The organism is Sphingomonas sp. (genome assembly GCF_031372575.1).
GTDB lineage: Bacteria > Pseudomonadota > Alphaproteobacteria > Sphingomonadales > Sphingomonadaceae > Sphingomicrobium.
In genome coordinates this window covers 1-21,028 of record NZ_JANMLM010000017.1, presented here as the reverse complement: position 1 = coordinate 21,028, position 21,028 = coordinate 1, and the positions used below count along the sequence as shown (strand labels likewise).

Sequence of the window (21,028 nt, the reverse complement as noted above, 5' to 3'; positions counted from 1 at the left end):
GGAATTTCGCGGCCGGTGATCGGCAGTCTGATCTGCTTGCCGACCAGCGCGGTATAACGCTCGTCGGTCGGGTGGACCGCGACCGCCATGTCGGCGAGCATCGTCTCGGGCCGCGTGGTCGCGACCTCGATATGGCCGGATCCGTCGGCGAGCGGATAGCGCAAGGTCCAGAACTTGCCGGCCATTTCGCGCGTTTCGACCTCAAGGTCGCTGATCGCGGTCTGGAAATGCGGGTCCCAATTGACCAGGCGCTTGTCGCGGTAGAGCAGACCGCGCTTGTGCAGCTCGACAAACACGTGGGTGACGGCTTTCGAGAAGCCCTCGTCCATGGTGAAGCGTTCATTCGACCAGTCACAGCTCGCGCCGAGGCGGCGGAGTTGCTGCGTGATCTGACCGCCGCTTTCCGTCTTCCAGTCCCACACCTTGCCGATGAATTCGTCGCGGGTGAAATCGGTCCGCTTCTGCTGGAGCTGATCAAGCTGCCGCTCGACCACCATCTGGGTCGCGATCCCGGCATGGTCGGTGCCGACCACCCACAGGCTGTCCTTGCCCTGCATCCGCGCGATGCGGACGAGGATGTCCTGCAGCGTGATGTCGAGCGCGTGGCCGATGTGCAAGGACCCGGTGACGTTGGGCGGCGGCATGACGATGGTGAATGGCGTCGCCTCGGGCCGGTCGGGGCGAAACAACCCTTCCGCCTCCCAATGCGCGTACCAGCGGGATTCGATCGATGCGGGGTCGAAGGTTTTGGCGAGTTCGGTCATGCGCGCCGCCTAGACGGCGGCGCGCATCGCTTCAACCTCAGCGCGCAGCGGGTGCGAGCCAGCGGTTCATCCAGCCGAACACATTGTCATACCATTGAATCGAATTCTTGGGCCTGAGCACCCAGTGATTCTCGTCCGGGAAAACCAACAGCTTGGATGGAATTCCACGCCGCTGGAGGGCGGTGAAGCTCGCCAGGCCTTGGGTGTAGGGAATGCGGAAATCCTTCTCGCCGGTGATCACCAGCATCGGGGTCTTCCACTTGGCGACATGGTTCACGGGGTTCCATTTCTCGAACGCCGCGGGGTCTTCATAATAGGTCTTGCCGCCATGTTCCCACTCGTCGAACCAGAGCTCTTCAGTTTCGTAGGCCATGGCGCGGGCATCGAACACGCCGTCGTGTTGGACCAGGCATTTGAAGCGGTCGGGCCATTGGCCGGCGATCCAGTTCATCATATAGCCGCCGTAGCTGGCCCCCAATGCGCAGGCGTTATTGGCGTCTAGCTGCGGATCCTGCGCGGTGGCGAAGGCGAGGCCGCGCTTCAAATCCTCGAGCGGCTTGCCGCCCCAGTCGTTGCGGATGCTGTCGGTGAAGGCCTGGCCATAGCCGGTGGAGCCGTGGAAATCGACGCTGACCACGGCGTAACCGGGCGATGAGATAAGCCGCGAATTCCAACGATAGCTCCAACCGTTGCCGAAGCTGCCCTGCGGCCCGCCGTGGACGACGAAGGCGATGGGCAACTTGCCTTGGGCGGCGGCGGGCTTGAGCTTGAAGCCGTAGACGCGGTCATTGCTGGCACCGTTGAAGGCGAATTTCTCGAACTTCACCGGGTCGAGCTGGGCGAGCAAAGCGCGGTTGACGTCGGTCAGCCGGCCGATCACTCCGCGCGACGTGACGCGATACAGATCGTCGGGCGCCATGATGCTGTTCTGGGTGAAAATTACACCGCCATTGGCCATCGGGATGACGTTGCCGGCATGGCCATCGCCGGTCAGCCGGGTGACCGTGCCGCTGGCGACATCAATCGTCCAGATCGGCGCTTCCATCACGTCTTCGGCGGTGACGAGGATGCTTCGTCCGTCCGTGCTCCAGGCGATCGACCCGACCGAGCGGTCCCATTTTTCGGTCAGCGCGCGGGTCCGATTGGTCGCAAGATTGCGCAGCATCAGCACCTGGCGGTCGGCCTCATAACCGGCGCGGGCCATCGACATATAGGCCAACGTCCGGCCGTCGGGCGACAGGGTCGGCAAGGTATCGGTGCCGCCGTTGGGCGCGGTTAGATTGACCGGCTGGGCCGATCCGTCAGCGGGGGCCATGAAAATATCGAGATTGGTCGAGGTCGGCTCGATCCGGCCTGCCTCCCGAAGCGCGAAATAGACGGTCTTGCCGTCGCCCGAAATGTCGATTTCCTCACCACCGCCGAATGGCTTGGACGGTGTGTCGCCGACCAGGGTACCGGTGACCCGGACTTCCTTGCCCAGCTTTCCGGCCACCATCGGGAAAGCATAAATCCGGGACTTGGTGCCGGGCTCGGCCCATGTATCCCAGTGGCGGACGAACAGTTCGTCATAGATCCGCGCGCTTCCGGCGGGCTTGGGCGCAAACGTCGTCGCGGCGCAGGCGAGGTCGGGGCAGTCTTTGGTGTCGGCCCAGACCAATACGCGGCTACGATCGGCGCTGATCTTGAACCCCGAAATGTCGGCTCCGAAGTCCGACAGCTGGACCGGCTTGGCGCCCATCGTCATGCGGAACAATTGGTCGCGTTCCTTGACCGGGGCGAGATAATAGATCGCGCCATCGCCTGCGAACACCGCGTCATGCGCACCCTTGGTGACGCCGGGGATCGCGCGCGGCGCGGCGGGGCGAGTCAGGTCGAGCATCATCAGCGGATTGCTGCGCTTGTTTACCGCCAAATCGGTGGTCGACAGCGTGAAGATCGCGGTCTTGCCATCCGGCGATACGCTTGGCGTGCCGAGGCGGTGCATCATGTGCATGTCGGTCGCGGTCATCGGCCGGGCGAACGACGGGGTGGAAACAAGGGCGATGGCCGCGACAGTGGCGGCGAACAGGGTGCGGTTCATTCAGAGGGGGTAGCAGGCGGGCGGAGCGATTCAAAGAGTGAGCGTCCTCCCCTCCTTCCTTCAGGGAGGGGCCGGGGGTGGGTTCCTTCTTTCAATCTTTTGGGCTCGCAGACGCTCGCACCCACCCCTTCCCCTCCCTTGCAAGGAGGGGTAATTAGAGCGGCTTGCCCGTGATCCGGCTGATTTCGCGGCGGACATGTTCGTCGACGATCCGCGGCAGATGTTCATCGAGCCATTGCTTCAATGCCGGGCGAAGCATGTCGCGGAGCATTTCTTCGAGCGGGTTGACGGTTGGCGGCGGCGGAGCGGCGGCGGCAACCGTGGACAATTGCTCAAGGCTCGAACGGCTGGAGTCGGCAGCGTCGGTATCGAGCAACGGCTCGCCAAGTTCGACTGGCGGCACCTCGGCCTCGACCGGGTGGTCGAGCTCGAGCACATCTTCCTCGTCGGGCTCCCGCACGGCCGGCGGGACCGCGGCGCGAAGTTCTTTTTCCTCCGCGATCACGCGTTTGATCGACGCGAGAATATCCTCCATCGATGGGTCGCGGGGCGTCTGCATCGCCGCTCTATCGCCTATCGCGGCTGGGAAACCAAGACCTGCGGTTGTTCGGCCTGTGTCGCGGTCGTGGTCGCGACGGGAACATGGCGCGGTGCCTGCGCCCAATCGTTCCAGTTACCCGCAACATCGCGATAGTTGCCGAGCGGATCATAGAGCGGTCCACCGTCGAGGCCAAGGACGTCGGCCTGCGCTTGACCCATGGCGTTGAGCAATTGGAAACCGGCGACATAGGCATCGCGCCGCGCGGTCACGAGCTGGACCTGCGCATTGAGCAATTCCTGTTCGGCATTGAGCACTTCGAGGATGGTGCGCGTGCCAACGCCATTTTCGGCGCGGGCCCCTTCGAGCGCGAGTTCGTTGGCCTTGACCGCAACCTGGTTGGAAACGATCGCATCCTGTGCCGCGCGATAGGTCGCGAACGCCGACCGGGTAGTGGCGATCACTGCGCGTTCGGTGGCGACGCGTTGCTCAAGGGTCTGGCCCTCGAGCGCCTGGCTCTGCGCGACTCGAGCCGCCGGAAGGCCGCCCTGATACAGCGGGATTCGGCCCTGGACGCCAATGCTGGTCGACGTGCCTTCGCGCGGCGCACCGCCGGTATTGCCGGAAATGGTATTGACGTAATCGCCCGACGCAACGCCCGACACGGTCGGCAGCCGTGCCGCCTGGGCAACGCGGACATCATAACGCGCGGCATCGGCCTGACGACTGATGGCGATCAGATCGGGATTATTGGCAAGGGCGATCTGCACCGCCTGATCGGCGGTTGCAGGCAGCGGAGGCAGCGGCGGTGGCGGGGCAAGAACGCCCGGGCGCTGACCGACGACGCGGCGGTAATTCTCCTCGCTCGAGGTCAACCGACCGCGCGCGGTCTCAAGTGCGCTTCGTGACAGCGCCTGACGCGCTTCGGACTGGGCAACATCGGTGCGCGTCACGTCGCCGATTTGGAACCGATCGCGCGACGCCTCGAGGTTGGTGGCAAGCACCCGGACCTGGTTCTCGTTCAGTTCAACGATCGCGCGATCGCGGATCACATCCATGTAGGCGGCGACCGCCTCGGTGAACACATCGCCTTCGACCGCCCGCAACGTCGCACGTCCAGCTTCGACGCGGGTCTTGGCGGCGGTGATCGAATTCTTCACGCTGCCGCCGTTAAACAACGGATAGCTGACGTCGACACCGCCCGTCACATAGGGGCCTTTGCCGAGCCGCTGGAGCGAGCCGCTCTGGGTCAAGTCGCGGTTGAGGCCGACCGTCGCAGAGACTAGCGGCCGGCCAGCGGCGCGGGCAATCGCGACAGACGCATCGTTGACTTTCAGCGCCTCGCGCTGGCCAGTCAGGGTCGGATTGGTGCGATAGGCGGCGTTGAGCGCCTCGCGCAGCGTATCGGCCGACGCAGATCCGGCGAGCAGTGCGGCAAGCAAGGTACCGGTCAAAAGATGACGCTTCACGATATCTCCAATCGTCAGAAAGTGAACGCCGGGGCTTGGCTGAAGCTGGCGAGGAGAGGCACCTGGGCCTCGGCAAAAGAGGTGAATCCGAGTGACTTTCCGTGACCACGGCCGGTCGCGAGGCGAGTTACGCCATCTTCGACAATCGCCGTGCCAATGCGGCCATTGGGCGCGAGGCAGCGGGCGAGCGAAGCAGAAACATGTTCGACCGCGCCTTCGATCAGGATCAGGTCGAATGAACCGGTGAGCGCATCCTCGGCGGTCTGCGCGCGGTCCACGGTCAGGCCGATGTGGCCCAGCACAGCGGCCGAATAATCCCCACCACCGCCAATCACCAGCGCCCGTTGGCCAGGTTTCGGTGCGAGCTGGGTGAGCAATTGGCCGAGCTCGGCGGGGGCCATGACCGGGGATCCATCCGCGAGGCGGATCGGGCGATCGCCATAGGCAATTGCGGCAAAATTTTCGGGCAGATAATCTTCCCGCGCGACATTGGTCATCGCCGCCAATACGGCAGCGTCGGTCACGCCTTGCGGGCGGAGCTGGCTGAGCACCATCAACCGGCGAGCAGCGGCGCTATCAGTGGCAGGGTTGGCCATATATTCCTTCAACGTCTTAGCTGCTCTATGTCAGTAATACAGTCGGGCTTCAAGCTCGCTCTTATCGGTCCAGCTCCATGAGGCCAAGCTGAACCCACCGCCACCGGTCGAAAAAGGCAAGTCGCCGATCCGTTAGATGGTGGCTCGCAAGCGGTTGACAAGCGCGAGCCTGCCGCCCATTTCCCCGCCCCGCGAGGCCCGATGGCGGAGTGGTTACGTAGGGGACTGCAAATCCCCGCACGCCGGTTCGATTCCGGCTCGGGCCTCCATTTCCAATCCGACGAGGATCATGGCTGTGAAAGCTGCAGTGGCGATGCTGACGTTGATGCTGCTTACCGCATGCCAGTCCGATCCGCCGCCATTGGTGACGGTCAACGACGCCCGGGTGATCGCGCTGCCGAACTCCGCCGCAGCCTATTTCACGCTTGCCAATAGCGGCGGCGATGATCGACTGATCTCGGTCGAGGCGCCGGGTGTCGGACAGGCCAGCTTGCATGAAACGAGCATGGCGGACGGGATCATGCGAATGCGCGACCTGGGCCAGGGGATCGAGGTACCGGCCGGCGCGACGGTGCTGCTCAGCCCGAGCGGCAAGCATGTCATGATCCAGGGGCTCGCCCGCCCGCTGTCCCAAGGCTCGTCGATCCGCCTCAATCTGAAGTTTGAGCGGCAGGGGTCGGTCGTGGTCAACGCGCCGGTAGGTAGCCCGCGATGAACCTGCGGATCATCCGAATCGGTTTGTGGATAGTCGTCGGCCTGGCCGCGATTGGAGGAATGGTCATCGCGCTCCGTCCGCCGGCAGCGCTGTCGCCGCCAATCCAGCAGCCCATGACCGAGGTCGGCGGGCCGTTCACGCTGGTTGGGGCCGACGGCACTCCGTTTTCAAGCTCGCGATTGAAGGGCAAGCCGTTCGCGATGTTCTTTGGCTTTACCCATTGCCCCGATGTCTGCCCGACCACGCTTGCCCGGCTGGCGAAGCTTCGTCGCACACTCGGCACGGGCGACGAATCGTTTGCGATTGTCTTCGTCAGCGTCGATCCCGAGCGCGATACGCCCGCCGAAATGGGCCGTTACGCGGCGCAATTCGGCGCGCCGATCGTCGCACTCACCGGTTCGGTTGCCCAGATCAATCAGGTCAAACGCGCCTATGGGATCTATTCCGGCAAGGTGCCGCAGGCCGGCGGCGGCTATAGTGTCGATCATAGCGCCGCCGTCTTCCTGATGGATCGCGATGGCGCGTTCATCGCCACCATCACCCCCGATGAAGGTGACCCGGCCGCAATCGCCAAGTTGCGACGGCTGATGAACTGATTGCTGCCGCATAACGATTTGTTGCCGCCCAACAACAAGTGTGGATTTTCGACCAACGGCGGTGGACGAATTGTCGATCGGTCCTTATTTCGCCCCTCGCACCGCAGTTCTGCGGATCGCATTCAACAGAATACATGAGGTATTTGTGAAGCATCTTCTCTCGCTCGCGCTCGCCGCGACCGCTTTCGTTGCAGCCCCTGCCGCCGCGCAGGACGCCGCCGCCGCCACGACGTTCACCGGCCCGCGCGTCGGCGTCAATGTCGGCTTCGCTGACGACAACATCTTCGGCACCGATGCCTTCACTTATGGCGCCGACGTCGGTTACGACTTCGCCGCTGGTGGTGCGGTTCTCGGCGTGACCGCCGAAATCGAAGACAGCAAGGATCTCACCCGCGCTCTCGCCGTGACGGCACGCGCCGGTGGCCGCGTCGGCAGCAACGGCCTGCTGTACGTCGCAGCCGGCTATTCGAACCTGCGCGCTTATGGCGTCAGCGTCGACGGCTTTCGCCTCGCGGTCGGTGGCGAACTCGCCCTCGGCAAGAATGCTTACGTCAAGCTCGAGCAGCGTTACGGCAACTACCAGTACGGCATCGACCTTTACCAGTCGGTGATCGGCGCTGGCTTCCGTTTCTAAAACGAGCCTTCGATCAAGGAAAAGGGGCGGCTACGGCTGCCCCTTTTTTTGTGCCTCGAGCACGCGGTCGAGCAGGCGGTCGAGCGCGGCGATACTTTCGGGCTCGTCGAAGGTGGGGGTGTGGCCGACGCGGGGAACGGTCACCAGTTCGACATCCGCGAGTTCAGTCGCCATCCGCTCCGCCACCTTGGCGCCGAGCAGATCGGACAATTCACCACGCAGGATGGTCACCGGACGGCCATCGAGCGCCTGATAGAGCGGCCAGACATCCGGAGCACTTGCGGCGCTTTCGAAATTGCCAGCGATCGCCAGATCATAATCGAAGATGATCGACGCTCCATCCTCGCGCGCGATCCGCCGGACAAACCGCTCCCACTCGGCGCGACTGTAATCGGGGTAAATGTCGCCATTGCGCGCCATAATCTTGTCGATTGCTTCGTCCCAGTTGGCGAAGCGCGCCTCTTTGCCCACCCAGCCCGCGATGCGCTCAACCCCGGCCCGATCGATCTCGGGGCCGATGTCGTTGAGCAAGGCACCCGCAATCCGTTCACGATCACCCAAGGCCAGCGCCATGGTGCAGATCCCGCCGAGTGAGGTGCCAACGAACACCGCGTCGGCGATCCCCAACTGGTCGAGCATTTTCAATATGTCGGCAACGTAGACCATCGGCTTGTAATTGGCCGGATCGGGATCAAACGCGCTTCCCCCGCGGCCGCGAAGATCGATCGAAATCACCCGCCAGTCGCCGGCATAACGATCCGCCACCGGCTCGAAATCGCGCGCATTGCGGGTCAGGCCGGGAATGCACAGGATCGGCGGGCGGTCGCGATTTCCGGCATAGTCGCGATAGTGGAGCTTCACCCCGTCGGCGCTGTTCCAGTATCGATCGGTCCAACTCGCCACTACGCTTCCCCCGCTGCATTCGCTCCCCTATCGCGAGCCGATGGGAAAGTCGCAAGCTTATCATCCTGACCGAGCCATTTTGTCGCTGGGGGACGGCTTTTTCGATCCGGTCGACGCGGCGGACTTCCCCGAGCATCAGGTGCGCTTCTTCAACCAGCGCTGGGCAGCGCGGGTGGGATTGAGCGCGGTCGACGTCGCGGCGCATTTCGGTTGGTTCGAGCCGCTGGAGCGCAACCTGCCCCGGCCGCTCGCGCTGCGCTATCACGGGCACCAATTTCGACACTATAATCCTGACATCGGCGACGGGCGCGGCTTCCTGTTCGCCCAACTGCGCGATGATCACGGGCGGCTGCTCGATCTGGGCACCAAAGGATCAGGACAGACGCCGTACAGCCGGTTTGGCGACGGGCGGCTGACGCTCAAGGGCGGGGTGCGCGAAGTTCTGGCGACCGAAATGCTCGAGGCGCTGGGGGTCAATACGTCGAAGAGCTTCGCGCTGATCGAAACTGGCGAGGAACTGACCCGCAACGACGAGCCGTCGCCGACCCGATCGGCAGTGCTGACGCGGCTGAGCCACGGCCATGTGCGGATCGGCAGTTTCCAGCGGCTTGCGTTTCTGGAGGATGAAGCGCGGATCAAGGTGTTGGCGTCTTATGGACTGCGCAACTTGTTCGGCGAAGACAGCGGCGATCCGCTGCGGCTGTTCGCATTGGTGGCGGAGCGGACCGCCGGGCTAGCGGCGTCGTACCTCGCCGCCGGCTTCGTCCACGGGGTGCTCAACAGCGACAATATCAACATCACCGGCGAGAGCTTCGACTATGGCCCGTGGCGATTTGCGCCAAGCTGGGACGAGGAGTTTGTCGCGGCCTATTTCGACCAAAGCGGGCTTTATGCATTCGGCCGCCAACCCGAGGCGATTCATTGGGATTTGGCGCAGCTCGGCGGGTGCCTGGCACTGGTGGCCGATGGGCCGGCGCTGGCCGAGATTTTGGCTGGATGGTCGACGTTGTTCGAGCAAGCGCTGTTCGCCAAGCTTGTCGCGCGGCTCGGGATCAAGGCGTCGGACGATGATCGGCCCTTGGTCGCGGCGTTGCTCAAGGCGCTTCGGACCAAGTCGGTGACGATCGACCGGCTGTTCTTCGACTGGCGCGGTGGACGGGTGCCCGAAGGGTATGATGCACCGGAGTTCGCCATTCTCAGGCATCAGCTCGAAGGCCGCACCCCCCTGCTCCATGCGCTCGACCATGAATATTGGCGCGATAATGGACCGTGTTCGATGCACATCGAGGAGGTCGAGGCGATCTGGGCAGCGATATCCGACGGTGACGATTGGGCCCTGTTCGACGACAAGATCGCCGCCATTCGCCGGATGGGCGACGCCATGACGCCGCCTTGCGCTTGACCCGACTGTGCGGGCATGGTGGTGGCATCGCATGGTTCCCGGAGTGATGGTTTGACCGACAGGCTGATTTCGACGGAGCCGGCCACCGGGGCGGAGATATGGGCGGGCGACATCGGCAATGCCGAGGTCGAAGTCGCCGCCGCGCGCGCCGCTTGGCCCGAATGGGCGGCACACAGCATTTCCTTCCGGATCGAGACGATGCGCCGCTTCGCCAATGAAGTGCGCGCGCGCGAACAGGAATTCGCCGACCTCATCAGCCGCGAAACCGGCAAGCCTTATTGGGAAGCACGGACCGAGGTCGGCGCGGTGATTGGCAAGGTCGAAATTTCGGCCAACGCTTATCTTGAGCGCACACCGATGCGAAAGGTCGAGGCTGCACTGGGCAGCAAGGTCGCAGTGCGCCACAAGCCGCATGGCGTGCTGGCGGTGCTCGGCCCGTATAATTTCCCCGCGCATTTGCCCAACGGCCACATCGTTCCGGCGCTGATCGCGGGCAATGCGGTGGTGTTCAAGCCATCAGAGAAAACGCCAGCGGTGGGCAGTTTCCTGGTCGACTGCTTCCGCGCTGCGGGCGTGCCGGAAGGCGTCATCCGGGTGCTGATCGGCGGGCCGGAGGAGGGCAAGGCGCTCGCCAGCCAGCCCGGCATCGACGGCTTGCTGTTCACCGGTTCGGCACGCGCCGGCATGTCGCTCCACCGGCAATTTGCCGACGCTCCGCACAAGATGCTCGCGCTGGAACTTGGCGGGAACAATCCCCTCGTGGTCTGGCAGGCGGCGGATATCGACTCGGCTGCGCTGATCGCGGTCCAGTCGGCCTACCTCTCCGCCGGCCAGCGCTGCACTGCGGCGCGGCGGCTGATCGTCGAAGATGGCGCCGAGGGGCCCTTGCTGGAGGCGATCACCAAGCTGATCGACCGCATCATCGTCGATCACCCGCATGCCGATCCGCAGCCATTCATGGGGCCGGTGATCGATCTGGCGGCCGCCGACCATTTGCAATCGCAGTGGGTGGAATTGATGATCAAGGGGGCCAAGCCGATCCGTCGTCTCGACCGGCCATATGAAGAACGGCCCTATCTCACCCCGGCACTGATCGACGTAACCGATGTCGCCGACCGCCCTGACGAGGAGATGTTCGGGCCGGTGCTGCAGCTGATCCGGGTCAAGGATTTCGACGCCGCGATCGACGAGGCCAACAACACGCGGTTCGGGCTTGCCGCCAGCCTGGTTGGCGGCACCCCAGCCATGTATGATAAATTCTGGGCCAATGTCCGCGCCGGGGTGATCAACTGGAACAAGCCGACCAACGGAGCCCCGTCGAGCGCACCGTTCGGCGGCATCGGCTTAAGCGGCAATCATCGTCCAAGCGCCTTTTACGCTGCCGATTATTGCGCTTATCCCGTGACCAGCAGCGAAAGCGAAATCGCCCGCGCCGCAATTCCCGAGGGACTTCGCGACGCAAGCGTGACGGTCGACCAGTAAGCCCCGCTTATTGCGCGCCGCCGACTGTCGCGAGCGGGGCTCCAACGGTGATGTCCATGCCGCCCGCCATCACGCCGGGACGGTCCCAGCCATAGCGATCCTCGAACGAGGCCATGCCGGTCGCGTCGGGAACCATCGTCAGATAGGTAACATAGACCGGAATTCCGCGCGGCAGCGACAGATGCTGCTCGGGCGTGCTGCCGACCGCAGCAACGTCGCGCCCGAACACCCAATTGGCGAGGCGGCGATAATCCTCGACCCGGATGCAGCCATTGCTCTTGGCCCGGTTGGCGAGCGCAAAATATTCCTTCTTCGGCGTATCGTGAAGGTAGATGCCCTCCCGATTGGGGAAGGGGAATTTCATCTTGCCCATGCTGTTCGCGCCATTCGGCTTCTGGCGCATGTTGACCCGGACGGTGCCTGCTGCGACGCCTTTCCAGTCAATGGTCGATGGTGCGATGATCGTCGGGTTGCCGCTAAAATCCGAAATGACTTCATAGCCAAATGTCTTGAAATAGGCGTCGGGGCCCTTGGCGATATTGGTCGCAAACCTGCGAATGAGGTGCGGCGGCACATGCCAGTAGGGGTTGGCGATCGCATAATACATGGTGCTGGCGATAATCGGCGTCGGCAGGCCATCCTTTTCCTTGTTGCCGACGACGACCTTCATCGAGCTGACTTCCTGGCCATTTTCCATCATGTGCAGCCGCTGTTCGGCGGTGTTAACGAAGATATACTTGCCGCTGCCCGGCAGGATCCGCGAGCGCTCCAGGTTGAGCGTTACCTTGTCCGAAGCACGACCGCCATTGGCCGCAGCTTCGGTCACCGCAATTTCGCGCAATTTGGAATAGATCGGATTGACCCCCGACACCGACAGCAAATGCTGCGCCAGCGACGGTGCCGCCTCGGCGAGCGCGAGCGTGCGATCCGGGTGCGGTGCCACGCGGGCGAGCGCCGGGTCGCCGTACAAAACATTGGTCGACGGACGATAGAGCGACTGGGCATAATCGGCCCACGCGGCGGACAGCGCCAGTTCGGCGGCCTTGACCTGCATCGGGTCGTTACTGGTCTTGGCCCGGGCAACCGCAGCCTCGACGCTTGCCGCAACCTGCGGACCATTGCTCATCCCGTCGATCGGGGCGCGACGAAGAATCGACAGCAATTGGCCGATCGCCTCATCGCCGCCACGCGCGCCGAACCAGATCGCCGGATATTGGCGGCGCTCGTAATAATAACGCACCGTCACGCCGTTGGGCGACGCCGGCAGCGCGACCTGCGGCGCCGGGGCAGCAACGGGGACCGGCTTTTTGCGTGCATCAGCCTGGGCTGAGGCCATCAGCGTCACGGCAACTGCCGTCAATAAAGTAACCCGCAGACGCATCGTTATCCCCTAAAACCGGCAGAAAACTGGAAGCGCCGATAGTGCCGGAATCGTCCCGCCGCTTCAATCCCCCGAACGCCAGGAAGCCATTTCCCGGGGCCAGTCGGAGTGGGGTTGATATGGGTTGTGACATGAATGCCACACGAACGACCTTATTCGCGGGGCGATGAAACTTGATGCAATTGCAGCGGTTTACACAGCCTGCCTCCCACAAGCGGAGCGCGTAAAGGAGAAATCATGCGTAAATATCTATTGGCCGCAACCGCGGTTGCAGCGGTTATCGCCACGCCGGCGATGGCTCGCGACGGCTCGGTCTATGTCGGCATCGAAGGCGGCGTTTTGTTCCCCAAGGATCAGGATGCCGACGTGTTCGCCGATTACACGACGACCCAGACAATCGCCACGACCCCTCCGGTCGCTGGACCGGCAGACGCCAACTTCGGCGATGCCTTCGGGATCAACTACAAGCGCGGCATCGATGCCGACGTGATCCTCGGTTACGACTTCGGCATGTTCCGGCTTGAAGGCGAGCTTGGTTACAAGCGCGCCAGCCTGAAGGATTTCAGCGTCGATGATGCGTTTATCGCATCGCTTAACAGCGCGCTTAACCGTCCGTCGGGCGCTGGTGATCCGGGTGCGCCGGGCCAGGCCGCACTGTCGGATGCCAATTTCGATCTTGGTGGCTCGGTCAAAGTCTATTCGGCGATGGTCAACGCATTGGTCGAATTCGGCGACGATGACGGCTTCACCTTCTACGCGGGCGGCGGTGCCGGTCGTGCACGCGTCAAGTTCGCGGGCGACAAGGACAATGCATGGGCGTTCCAGGGCATTGCCGGTGTTCGCTACGCCGTCAGCCGTAACGTCGATCTGGGCCTGAAGTATCGTTACTTCCAGACCGGTCGCCTCAACCTGGCCGAAGATCCGGTCGCCTTTGCCGGCAACCCGGACACGGTCGTTGTTGGCAACACCACCACGGTCGCCACGACCAATGCGGTGCTTTTCTCCGACTACGAACAGAAGTTCCGTTCGCACAGCCTGCTGGCGAGCCTGACCTTCAACTTCGGTGGCGCAGAGCCGATGGCACCCCCGCCGCCTCCTCCGCCGCCGCCGCCGCCGCCTCCCCCGCCGCCGCCAGCGACGCAGACTTGCGCCGATGGCTCGGTGATCCTGGCGACCGACATGTGCCCGCCCCCGCCGCCGCCGCCGCCGCCGGCGCCGATGCCTGAGCGTGGCTAAGCCTTAACGGCGCTAACAAATTGGGCCGGTCATCCTGGTGGATGGCCGGCCCTTTTTGTTTGGATTGAACGCAAATGAGGGCGCCGGAGGGGGAACTTCCAGCGCCCTCATCCGCCCCCCACGCCTGGTCGGCCACAAGGGCCGTCCGGCGCGCCCCTAGCTTCGCAGCTCGGGCAGGAAGCTGTCGTCAGCGAGATCGCTGAACTTGGTGATACGGCTGTCGAACTTCATCTTGACCTTGCCGGTGGCGCCGTGGCGCTGCTTTGCGATGAGCAGCTCGGCCGTGCCGTAGACCCGCTCCATATCGCGCTGCCATTGTTCATAAGCTTCGAAGATCTTGGCATCGTCGCCATCCATCGGTCGCTTGGGTTCGCGCGATGCTACATAATAGTCTTCGCGGTAAATGAACATGACGATGTCGGCGTCCTGCTCGATCGAGCCGGATTCGCGAAGATCGGACAGTTGCGGGCGCTTGTCTTCGCGCTGTTCGACCGCCCGGCTGAGCTGCGACAGCGCGATCACCGGAAGGTCGAGTTCCTTTGCCAATTGCTTGAGGCCACGGCTAATCTCGGAAATTTCCTGGACCCGGTTGTCGCTCGAGCTTCGCCCCGATCCCTGGAGCAACTGGAGGTAATCGATCACCACCATACCGATGCCCTTCTGGCGCTTCAGTCGGCGCGCGCGAGTGCGTAGCGCAGCGATGGTCAGGCCCGGGGTGTCGTCGATATAGAGCGGCAATGTCTGGAGGTCGGCGGCGGCGCGCGCCAGTTGGCGAAACTCCTGCTGGCTGATCTTGCCCATTCGCAGATTTTCGCTGCTGATCCCCGATTCTTCCGACAGGATGCGGGTTGCCAGCTGATCGGCCGACATTTCCAGGCTGAAGATCGCCACCGGCGCACCGGCCGACTTGGCGGGTTCGATCCCGTCTTCCTGATCGCGAACGAATCGCTGTGCCGCAGCGAAGGCCATGTTGGTCGCGAGCGAGGATTTGCCCATGCCGGGTCGCCCGGCGAGGATCAGCAGATCGGAGCGGTGAAGCCCACCGATCTTGGAGTTGATCCCGTCGATCCCGGTGGTAACGCCCGACAAATGGCCGCCTGAGTTAAGCGCCCGCTCGGCCTGTTCGATCGCCAGCTTGGTCGCTTCGCCGAAGCTCTTGACCTTGCCTTCGCCGCCGCCCTGCTCGGCAACGCGGTAAAGCTCCCCTTCCGCCCGCTCGATCTGTGACAAAGGCGCAACTTCTTCCGACGTATCGAGCGCGCCTTCGACCATGTCGCGTCCGACCGCGACCAAGGAACGAAGCAAGGCGAGATCGTAAATCTGCTGGGCGAAATCGCGCGCGCCGATGATCGCCGCGCCCGATCCGGTCAGCTGGGCGAGATAGGCTGGCCCGCCGACCTCGCGCATCGCTTCGTCAGCTTCGAACATCGGGCGCAGGGTGACCGGGTTGGCGACCATATTCTTGTCGGTCATGCGCAGGATGGCGTCATAGATCCGGCCGTGCAGCGGCTCGAAATAATGGTCCGAGCGAAGCTTCAGCTGGACATCCTCGACCAAGCGATTGTCGATCATCAGCGCGCCAAGCAGCGCCGCCTCCGCCTCGATATTGTGCGGCAGGACCGGGGTTGCGGGCACATCGGCACCGCCATCGATTCGAACTACTTCAGCCATCCAAGCACCCTACATCAAATTGCGCCGATGCGAGCCTTGCCGCCAAAGATAGCCGTGGACGTCGCTGTGGATAAGCATCGGCATTGCGCGCGCCCCACCGCAGCCGCTAGCGGGTGGCAATGAGCATTTTATCCGACCGCTGGATTCGCGAACAAGCGCTGTCCAATGCGATGATCGAACCATTTGTCGAAGCCCAGCGCCGCGACGGCTGCATCAGCTATGGCCTGTCGAGCTATGGCTATGACGCGCGGGTCGCCGACGAATTCAAGATTTTCACCAACGTGGATTCGGCGGTGGTCGACCCGAAGAATTTCGATTCCAACAGCTTTGTCGATCGCAAGACCGATTGCTGCATCATCCCGCCCAACAGTTTCGCGCTGCCCGGACGATCGAATATTTTCGCGTGCCCGAAGATGTGCTGGTGATCTGCCTCGGCAAATCAACCTATGCGCGGTGCGGGATCATCGTCAACGTGACCCCGCTCGAGCCCGGCTGGGAGGGGCATGTAACGCTGGAATTTTCCAACACCACTCCGCTTCCGGCGAAGATTTACGCCAATGAAGGCGCGTGCCAGTTCCTGTTCCTCAAGGGCAATGAGCGGTGCGAGACGAGCTACAAGGACCGCGCCGGCAAATATATGGGCCAGCGCGGAGTCACATTGCCCAAACTATGACCCGCGACCGCTTCCGCTTGCCCGAGGGCGTGATCTATCTCGATGGCAACAGCCTGGGGGCGATGCCGGTGGGCGCGCCCGGGCGGATCGCGCGGACAGTCGAAGCCGAATGGGGCGAGCACCTCATCACCAGCTGGAACCGCCACGACTGGATCGGCCTGCCGCAGCGGCTTGGCGCCGAAATTGCCAGGCTGATCGGCGCTCAAGACCACGAAGTCGCGGTGTGCGATTCGACGTCGGTCAATCTGTTCAAATTGCTCGCCGCCGCGCTCGATGCGCGGCCGGGGCGGCGGACGATCCTGACCGAATTGGGCAATTTCCCGACCGATTTATACATTGCCGACGGACTGGCGCGGATGGTCGGCGCGAATGTCCGCGCGGTGCCAGCGGATGGGCTCGAGGCCGCGCTCGACGCCGATGTCGCGGTGCTGATGCTGACCCAGGTCGATTATTGCAGCGGGCGCCGCCACGACATGGCCGCGATGACCGCCGCCGCGCATCGTGCCGGGGCGCTGGCGTTGTGGGACCTGTCGCACAGCGCCGGGGCAATCGCGATCGAGCTGAATGGCTGCGACGCCGATCTGGCGGTCGGTTGCGGCTATAAATATCTCAACGGCGGGCCGGGTGCGCCGGCGTTCGTCTATGTCCGCCGCGAGCTGCAGGACCAGCTGACCAATCCCTTGCCCGGCTGGATGGGCCACGCCAGGCCCTTCGCTTTCGCCGCCGATTATGCCCCGGCGCCGGGTCTGGCGCGGTTCCTAACGGGCACACCTTCGGTGATCGCAATGGCCGCGCTGGAGGCTGGGCTGGCGACCTTCGACGGGATCGAAATGGCGGCGCTGGAGGCGCAGTCGGCGATCCTGTCCGAAACCTTCATCCGCGCGGTCGAAGCGACCTGTCCTGCCCTCCGCTTCGCCTCCCCGCGCGACCCGGCGAAGCGCGGCAGCCATGTCGTCTTCGCCCACCCCGACGCTTACCCGATCATGCAGGCGCTGATCGCGCGCGGGGTGATCGGCGACGTGCGCGAGCCGGATTTGCTGCGGTTCGGCTTCGCGCCGCTCTATAATGACGAGCGTGAGGTAGTCGAAGCGGCGCGTATCCTGAGCGATGTCGTCGCCACCGGTGCCTATGATCGCCCCGAGTTCCGCCAGCGCGCTGCGGTGATCTGAGCACCCCACGCGACCACCCCACGCATTTTTCCGAACCTGTCATCGAACCCGCTCGCCAACCGTCACCAATGTTTCGCACATTTCAGCGATAGGCGCTGGGCGACGCCCGATGGTCGGGCGGCGTCATGTGGTTCCATCGAGCAAAACCCAATCGTGATCGCCCAACCCGGCGAGCGAAGGGGCACGTCTGCGCTCGGTCGACCACGCAATGGGGAATCGATCATGAGCAGGACTATCATCGCGATCATGGTGAGCGTTGCAGCATTGATGACAACCAGCGCCCAAGCCCAGCCAGGCTGGCTTCAATTTCAATCGGCCAATAAGGTCGGCGTTCGCCAGGCGTCGGTCAGCTTCGCCGACCTCGATCTGAACCGTGAGCCCGGTCGCAAAATGCTTCGGCAACGGGTCAGTTACGCCCTGAAAATGGTGTGTAGTGCCGAAGGCGGTACCCGGACTCTGACCGACCTCGAAGGGCAGTGCCGCCGCGCGAATGGAGCGAAAGTCGAGCAGGATGTGGCCCAACTCATCCAGACCCGTTCCACCGGCCGGCAAATTGCGCAGAACGACGTCAACATCGGTCGTTGACGCTATCCGCCAGCATCCGTCGCGCCCGATGACCGGCGCGGCGGATCGCTGTGTCAAACCAGCGCTGCGCGACCCTTGGTGATTAGGTCAACCCAAGCCGCGAAAGCATGCGCGAGGCCGGCAACGACGTCCTTCAGCGGGCCGTCCTTCAACTGCCCATCAGCGTCGAAGCTGCCGTCGTTGACGCCACCTAGATAGGCTTCGGGCTGGGCCATAATCGGCATGTCGAGAAACACACAGCATTGGCGCAACTGGTGGTTGGCGCCGAACCCGCCGACGCCGCCGGGCGACGCCGTGACAACTGCTGCGGGTTTCTTGGAAAAAACGCTTTGGCCATAGGGACGCGAACCGACGTCGATCGCATTCTTGAGCGCGCCGGGGATGCCGCGATTATATTCGGGGGTGACGAACAGCACGCCGTCCATCGGGCGGATCGCGTCGCGGAATTTGACCCACGCTTCGGGCGGGGTCGCCTCGAGATCCTGATTGAACAGTGGCAAATCGCCAATCTCGACGATCGTGCATTCCAGGCTGTCGTCGCGGATGGCGGCCATAGTCAAAGCGATTTTGCGGTTGACGCTGTCCTTGCGGAGCGAGCCCACGATGATGGCGATTTTGTGCTTTTCCATAAGTCCTCCAAGCGGTCACTGCAGCGGTTGGTTCCCTAGCGCCGCTTTTTGCCTTGATGCCGGATGTTGGCCGGGCGACCGCGGCGCGGCCCGCGCGGCAGGGTGCGGTCGCGACGCCGGTCGCCGCCGGGCCCGCCGAACTTGCCTTCGGCCAGTTCAAACCGAAGCGCGCCCGACGCGGGGTTGGCTTCGGCCAGCTTCAATTCGATCATCTGGCCCTGCTTGTAGGTCTCGCCGGTCGTCTCGCCGATCAATGCCCGCGCCGCCTCGTCGAAGCGGAAATATTCATTGCCAAGAATCGATGCCGGGACCAGCCCGTCGCCGCCAAGGTCGAGCACGGTGGCGAAGAAGCCGAACGACTGAACCCCGGTGATGCGGCACTTGAGGATTTGCCCGACCCGGTCGGACAGGAAAGCGGCGACATAGCGATCGACCGTCTCGCGCTCGGCCTCCATCGCGCGACGCTCGAGCATCGAGATTTTCTCGCCGATCTCGGTGAAGCGCTCGACCTTGTCAGGCCCCAGCGCACCCTCCCCCAATTTGTAGCTGCGGACCAGCGAGCGGTGGACGATGAGGTCGGCATAGCGGCGGATTGGCGAGGTGAAATGCGCGTAGCTTGCCAGGCTGAGCCCGAAATGGCCGAGCGGATCGGGGGCGTAGCGCGCCTGCATCTGGGTGCGCAGGACCTGCTCCATGATCTCGTGGCGCGAGGGATGATCGGGGCCGAGCCGGTCGATGATGCGGTTGAAGATTGCGGGTTTGACCACTTGGCCGAGCGCGAATGGCATGTCGAAGGTGGCGAGATAGTCTTTCAGCGCGACCAGTTTCTCGCGGCTCGGTGCTTCGTGGTCGCGGTACATCACCGGCGCTTTTTTCTTCTCCAGCGCTTTGGCCGCGGCGACGTTGGCGGCAATCATGAAGTCCTCGACCAGCCGGTGCGCGTCCAATCGTTCGCGCGGGGCGACCGACAGGATGCGGCCTTTCTCGTCGAGCATCACCCGCCGCTCGGGGAGATCGAGTTCGAGCGGTTCGCGCTTGGTGCGGGCGGCGAGGAGGGCGGCCCAGCAGTCCCAGAGCGGGGCAAGTGCAGTCGTCCATAATTCCTCCCCAGCATGGGGAGGTGGCGGCGAAGCCGACGGAGGGGGCCCTCCGCGTGGCACGCCCCCTCCACCTCCTTCGGTGGTTCCTCTCCCCGTCCCGGGGAGGAATTCGTCCGCCATCGCCTGTGCATCTTCGTATGCAATATTTGCAGCCACACAAATCTTGGCCCGAGTAAATCGCCAGCTTTTGAGCGCCCCATCCTTCCCCACATGCAAATGGCAGGCGAGCGCGGCGCGGACCTTGCCTTCCTTCAGCGAGCAGATGTCTGACGACAGTTCGTGCGGCAGCATCGGCACGACGCGGTCGGGGAAATAGACGCTGTTGCCGCGCAGCAAGGCCTCGCGGTCGAGCTGCGATCCCTCGCGGACGTAGAAGCTGACGTCGGCGATGGCGACGATCGCGTCCCACCCGTCGCCGTCAGCACGCGGGCTGGCCCAGATGGCATCGTCATGGTCGCGCGCATCTTCAGGATCGATTGCGACGATCGGCAAATTGGTGAGGTCCTCGCGGTTCCCGAGCGGGAACTTCGCGACCTTGACCGCTTCTTCGATCGCACGCTCGTCGAATTCATCGCGAAGGCCATGTTTGGCAATCGCGATCATCGAGAAACTGCGCGGCGCGAACGGATCACCGAGCACCGCATCGACTCGCGCAGTCATCTTGGGCGGGCGGCCTGCCGGCTCGGCCAGCACGAGATCGCCGGGCCGCGAATCCTTCAAGTCGGAGATCAGCAATTCGCGCCGCTCGCGCTTGTCGACCGGGGTGAGGAAGAAGCGGTCGCCCTCGCGGCGCACGACGCCGAGCACCAGATCGGCCGATTTCTCGAGCTTCTTCATGATGTGCGCGACCTGGCCGCGCCCGGCCTCCTCGGTTCGCGCCAGAATGCGGTCGTTGAGCACCAGCGCCGAGCGCCGCCCTTTTTCGATCACGCGCAATTTGGGCGCGGGGGTGTCGGCGTGCCAGCTTTCGGGGATCGCCCAGATTTGCCCCTCGTCGACCGACACCACGCGAAGCACCGTCACCCGCGGCACCCCACCCGCTTTGTGAAACGCGCGGCCCGGCGCCGAATCGATCAACCCCTCGTCAGCCATGTCCTTAAGCAGGGCCTTGAGCATGATCTTGTCGTGCCCGCCAAGGTTGAACGCCCGCGCAATCTCGCGCTTCCCCGCGGGGGAACCGGACTGCTCGATGAATTCGAGGATTTGCTTGGGGGTGGGGAGGCCGGAGGGGGGTTTGCGCTGCATTTCTAATGCCCTCCCCCTTGATGGGGGAGGGTTGGGTGGGGGTGATGGTCGAACGGTCGCGCCCTCTCCGTATAGATCACCCCACCCGAATTACCCACGATTAAGGTGAGGGACTATGATGAGGCGACGGTCTCGCATATTCGCGTTCACGTGAAGCATC

Annotated in this window: 18 protein-coding genes, 1 tRNA gene and 1 pseudogene; 10 read left to right on the top strand and 10 right to left on the bottom strand. The window is 63.6% G+C overall.

Annotated features, from left to right (window positions below):
• The 5 genes from RMN73_RS01655 to RMN73_RS01635 all read right to left on the bottom strand — a co-directional run.
• A partial coding sequence (locus RMN73_RS01655; protein WP_309601579.1) for a class I tRNA ligase family protein occupies positions 1–764 on the bottom strand: 764 nt, incomplete at its 3' end.
• 37 nt (positions 765–801) lie between these two features.
• Positions 802–2,844 carry a S9 family peptidase gene (locus RMN73_RS01650; protein ID WP_309601578.1) on the bottom strand — a complete coding sequence of 681 codons (2,043 nt, stop codon included), beginning with the start codon at positions 2,842–2,844 and terminating at the stop codon, positions 802–804.
• A 154-nt stretch (positions 2,845–2,998) separates the two neighbouring features.
• Positions 2,999–3,403, bottom strand: coding sequence for a DUF2497 domain-containing protein (locus RMN73_RS01645; protein ID WP_309601577.1), 405 nt, complete (start codon positions 3,401–3,403; stop codon positions 2,999–3,001).
• 14 nt (positions 3,404–3,417) lie between these two features.
• Complete coding sequence (locus RMN73_RS01640) at positions 3,418–4,851, bottom strand: TolC family outer membrane protein (RefSeq protein ID WP_309601576.1); 1,434 nt, start codon at positions 4,849–4,851, stop codon at positions 3,418–3,420.
• Between the two features lie 14 nt (positions 4,852–4,865).
• Positions 4,866–5,447: a protein-L-isoaspartate O-methyltransferase gene (locus tag RMN73_RS01635; RefSeq protein ID WP_309601575.1), complete on the bottom strand. Its 582-nt coding sequence runs from the start codon at positions 5,445–5,447 to the stop codon at positions 4,866–4,868.
• A gap of 195 nt (positions 5,448–5,642) precedes the next feature.
• On the opposite strand from RMN73_RS01635, the gene RMN73_RS01630 reads away from it, so the two are divergent.
• The 4 genes from RMN73_RS01630 to RMN73_RS01615 all read left to right on the top strand — a co-directional run bounded on the left by RMN73_RS01630 (position 5,643) and on the right by RMN73_RS01615 (position 7,392).
• Positions 5,643–5,716 (top strand) — tRNA-Cys (locus tag RMN73_RS01630).
• A 20-nt stretch (positions 5,717–5,736) separates the two neighbouring features.
• Positions 5,737–6,162: a copper chaperone PCu(A)C gene (locus RMN73_RS01625; protein ID WP_309601574.1), complete on the top strand. Its 426-nt coding sequence runs from the start codon at positions 5,737–5,739 to the stop codon at positions 6,160–6,162.
• Positions 6,159–6,758, top strand: a complete 600-nt coding sequence (locus RMN73_RS01620; protein WP_309601573.1) for an SCO family protein — start codon at positions 6,159–6,161, stop codon at positions 6,756–6,758. The genes RMN73_RS01625 and RMN73_RS01620 overlap by 4 nt, the downstream gene beginning before the upstream one ends.
• A gap of 61 nt (positions 6,759–6,819) precedes the next feature.
• Entirely contained in the window at positions 6,820–7,392 is a 573-nt protein-coding gene (locus tag RMN73_RS01615; protein ID WP_309601572.1) for an outer membrane beta-barrel protein, read from the top strand.
• A 30-nt stretch (positions 7,393–7,422) separates the two neighbouring features.
• Here RMN73_RS01615 and RMN73_RS01610 read toward each other — a convergent pair whose 3' ends face one another.
• Positions 7,423–8,295, bottom strand: a complete 873-nt coding sequence (locus tag RMN73_RS01610; protein WP_309601571.1) for an alpha/beta hydrolase — start codon at positions 8,293–8,295, stop codon at positions 7,423–7,425.
• A gap of 40 nt (positions 8,296–8,335) precedes the next feature.
• Between RMN73_RS01610 and RMN73_RS01605 the strand changes: the two genes are divergently transcribed.
• Both RMN73_RS01605 and astD read left to right on the top strand, forming a co-directional pair.
• Entirely contained in the window at positions 8,336–9,697 is a 1,362-nt protein-coding gene (locus RMN73_RS01605) for a protein adenylyltransferase SelO family protein (RefSeq protein WP_309601570.1), read from the top strand.
• 15 nt (positions 9,698–9,712) lie between these two features.
• On the top strand, positions 9,713–11,179 hold the full coding sequence (gene astD / locus RMN73_RS01600) for a succinylglutamate-semialdehyde dehydrogenase (RefSeq protein WP_309601569.1): 1,467 nt from the start codon (positions 9,713–9,715) through the stop codon (positions 11,177–11,179).
• 7 nt (positions 11,180–11,186) lie between these two features.
• Here astD and RMN73_RS01595 read toward each other — a convergent pair whose 3' ends face one another.
• Entirely contained in the window at positions 11,187–12,560 is a 1,374-nt protein-coding gene (locus RMN73_RS01595; protein WP_309601568.1) for a L,D-transpeptidase family protein, read from the bottom strand.
• Positions 12,561–12,797: 237 nt separating this feature from the next.
• Here RMN73_RS01595 and RMN73_RS01590 point away from each other — a divergent pair, with 237 nt between their 5' ends.
• A complete protein-coding gene (locus RMN73_RS01590; protein ID WP_309601567.1) occupies positions 12,798–13,796 on the top strand; it encodes an outer membrane beta-barrel protein in 999 nt (332 codons plus the stop codon).
• A gap of 156 nt (positions 13,797–13,952) precedes the next feature.
• On the opposite strand, the gene RMN73_RS01585 is transcribed toward RMN73_RS01590, so the two are convergent.
• A complete protein-coding gene (locus RMN73_RS01585; protein WP_309601566.1) occupies positions 13,953–15,467 on the bottom strand; it encodes a replicative DNA helicase in 1,515 nt (504 codons plus the stop codon).
• Between the two features lie 119 nt (positions 15,468–15,586).
• On the opposite strand from RMN73_RS01585, the pseudogene dcd reads away from it, so the two are divergent.
• The 3 genes and pseudogenes from dcd (at position 15,587) to RMN73_RS01570 (ending at position 17,894) form a co-directional block, all read left to right on the top strand.
• Positions 15,587–16,140 (top strand): annotated as a pseudogene (dcd, locus tag RMN73_RS01580) (dCTP deaminase).
• Positions 16,137–17,309, top strand: coding sequence for a kynureninase (gene kynU / locus RMN73_RS01575; protein ID WP_309601565.1), 1,173 nt, complete (start codon positions 16,137–16,139; stop codon positions 17,307–17,309). The pseudogene dcd and the gene kynU overlap by 4 nt, the downstream one beginning before the upstream one ends.
• Before the next feature lie 153 nt (positions 17,310–17,462).
• Entirely contained in the window at positions 17,463–17,894 is a 432-nt protein-coding gene (locus tag RMN73_RS01570) for a UrcA family protein (RefSeq protein ID WP_309601564.1), read from the top strand.
• A 53-nt stretch (positions 17,895–17,947) separates the two neighbouring features.
• Here the strand turns inward: RMN73_RS01570 and RMN73_RS01565 are convergent, their stop codons facing one another.
• Entirely contained in the window at positions 17,948–18,523 is a 576-nt protein-coding gene (locus RMN73_RS01565; protein ID WP_309601563.1) for an NADPH-dependent FMN reductase, read from the bottom strand.
• Positions 18,524–18,558: 35 nt separating this feature from the next.
• Complete coding sequence (locus RMN73_RS01560) at positions 18,559–20,868, bottom strand: RNB domain-containing ribonuclease (RefSeq protein WP_309601562.1); 2,310 nt, start codon at positions 20,866–20,868, stop codon at positions 18,559–18,561.
• Between the last annotated feature and the right edge of the window lie 160 nt (positions 20,869–21,028).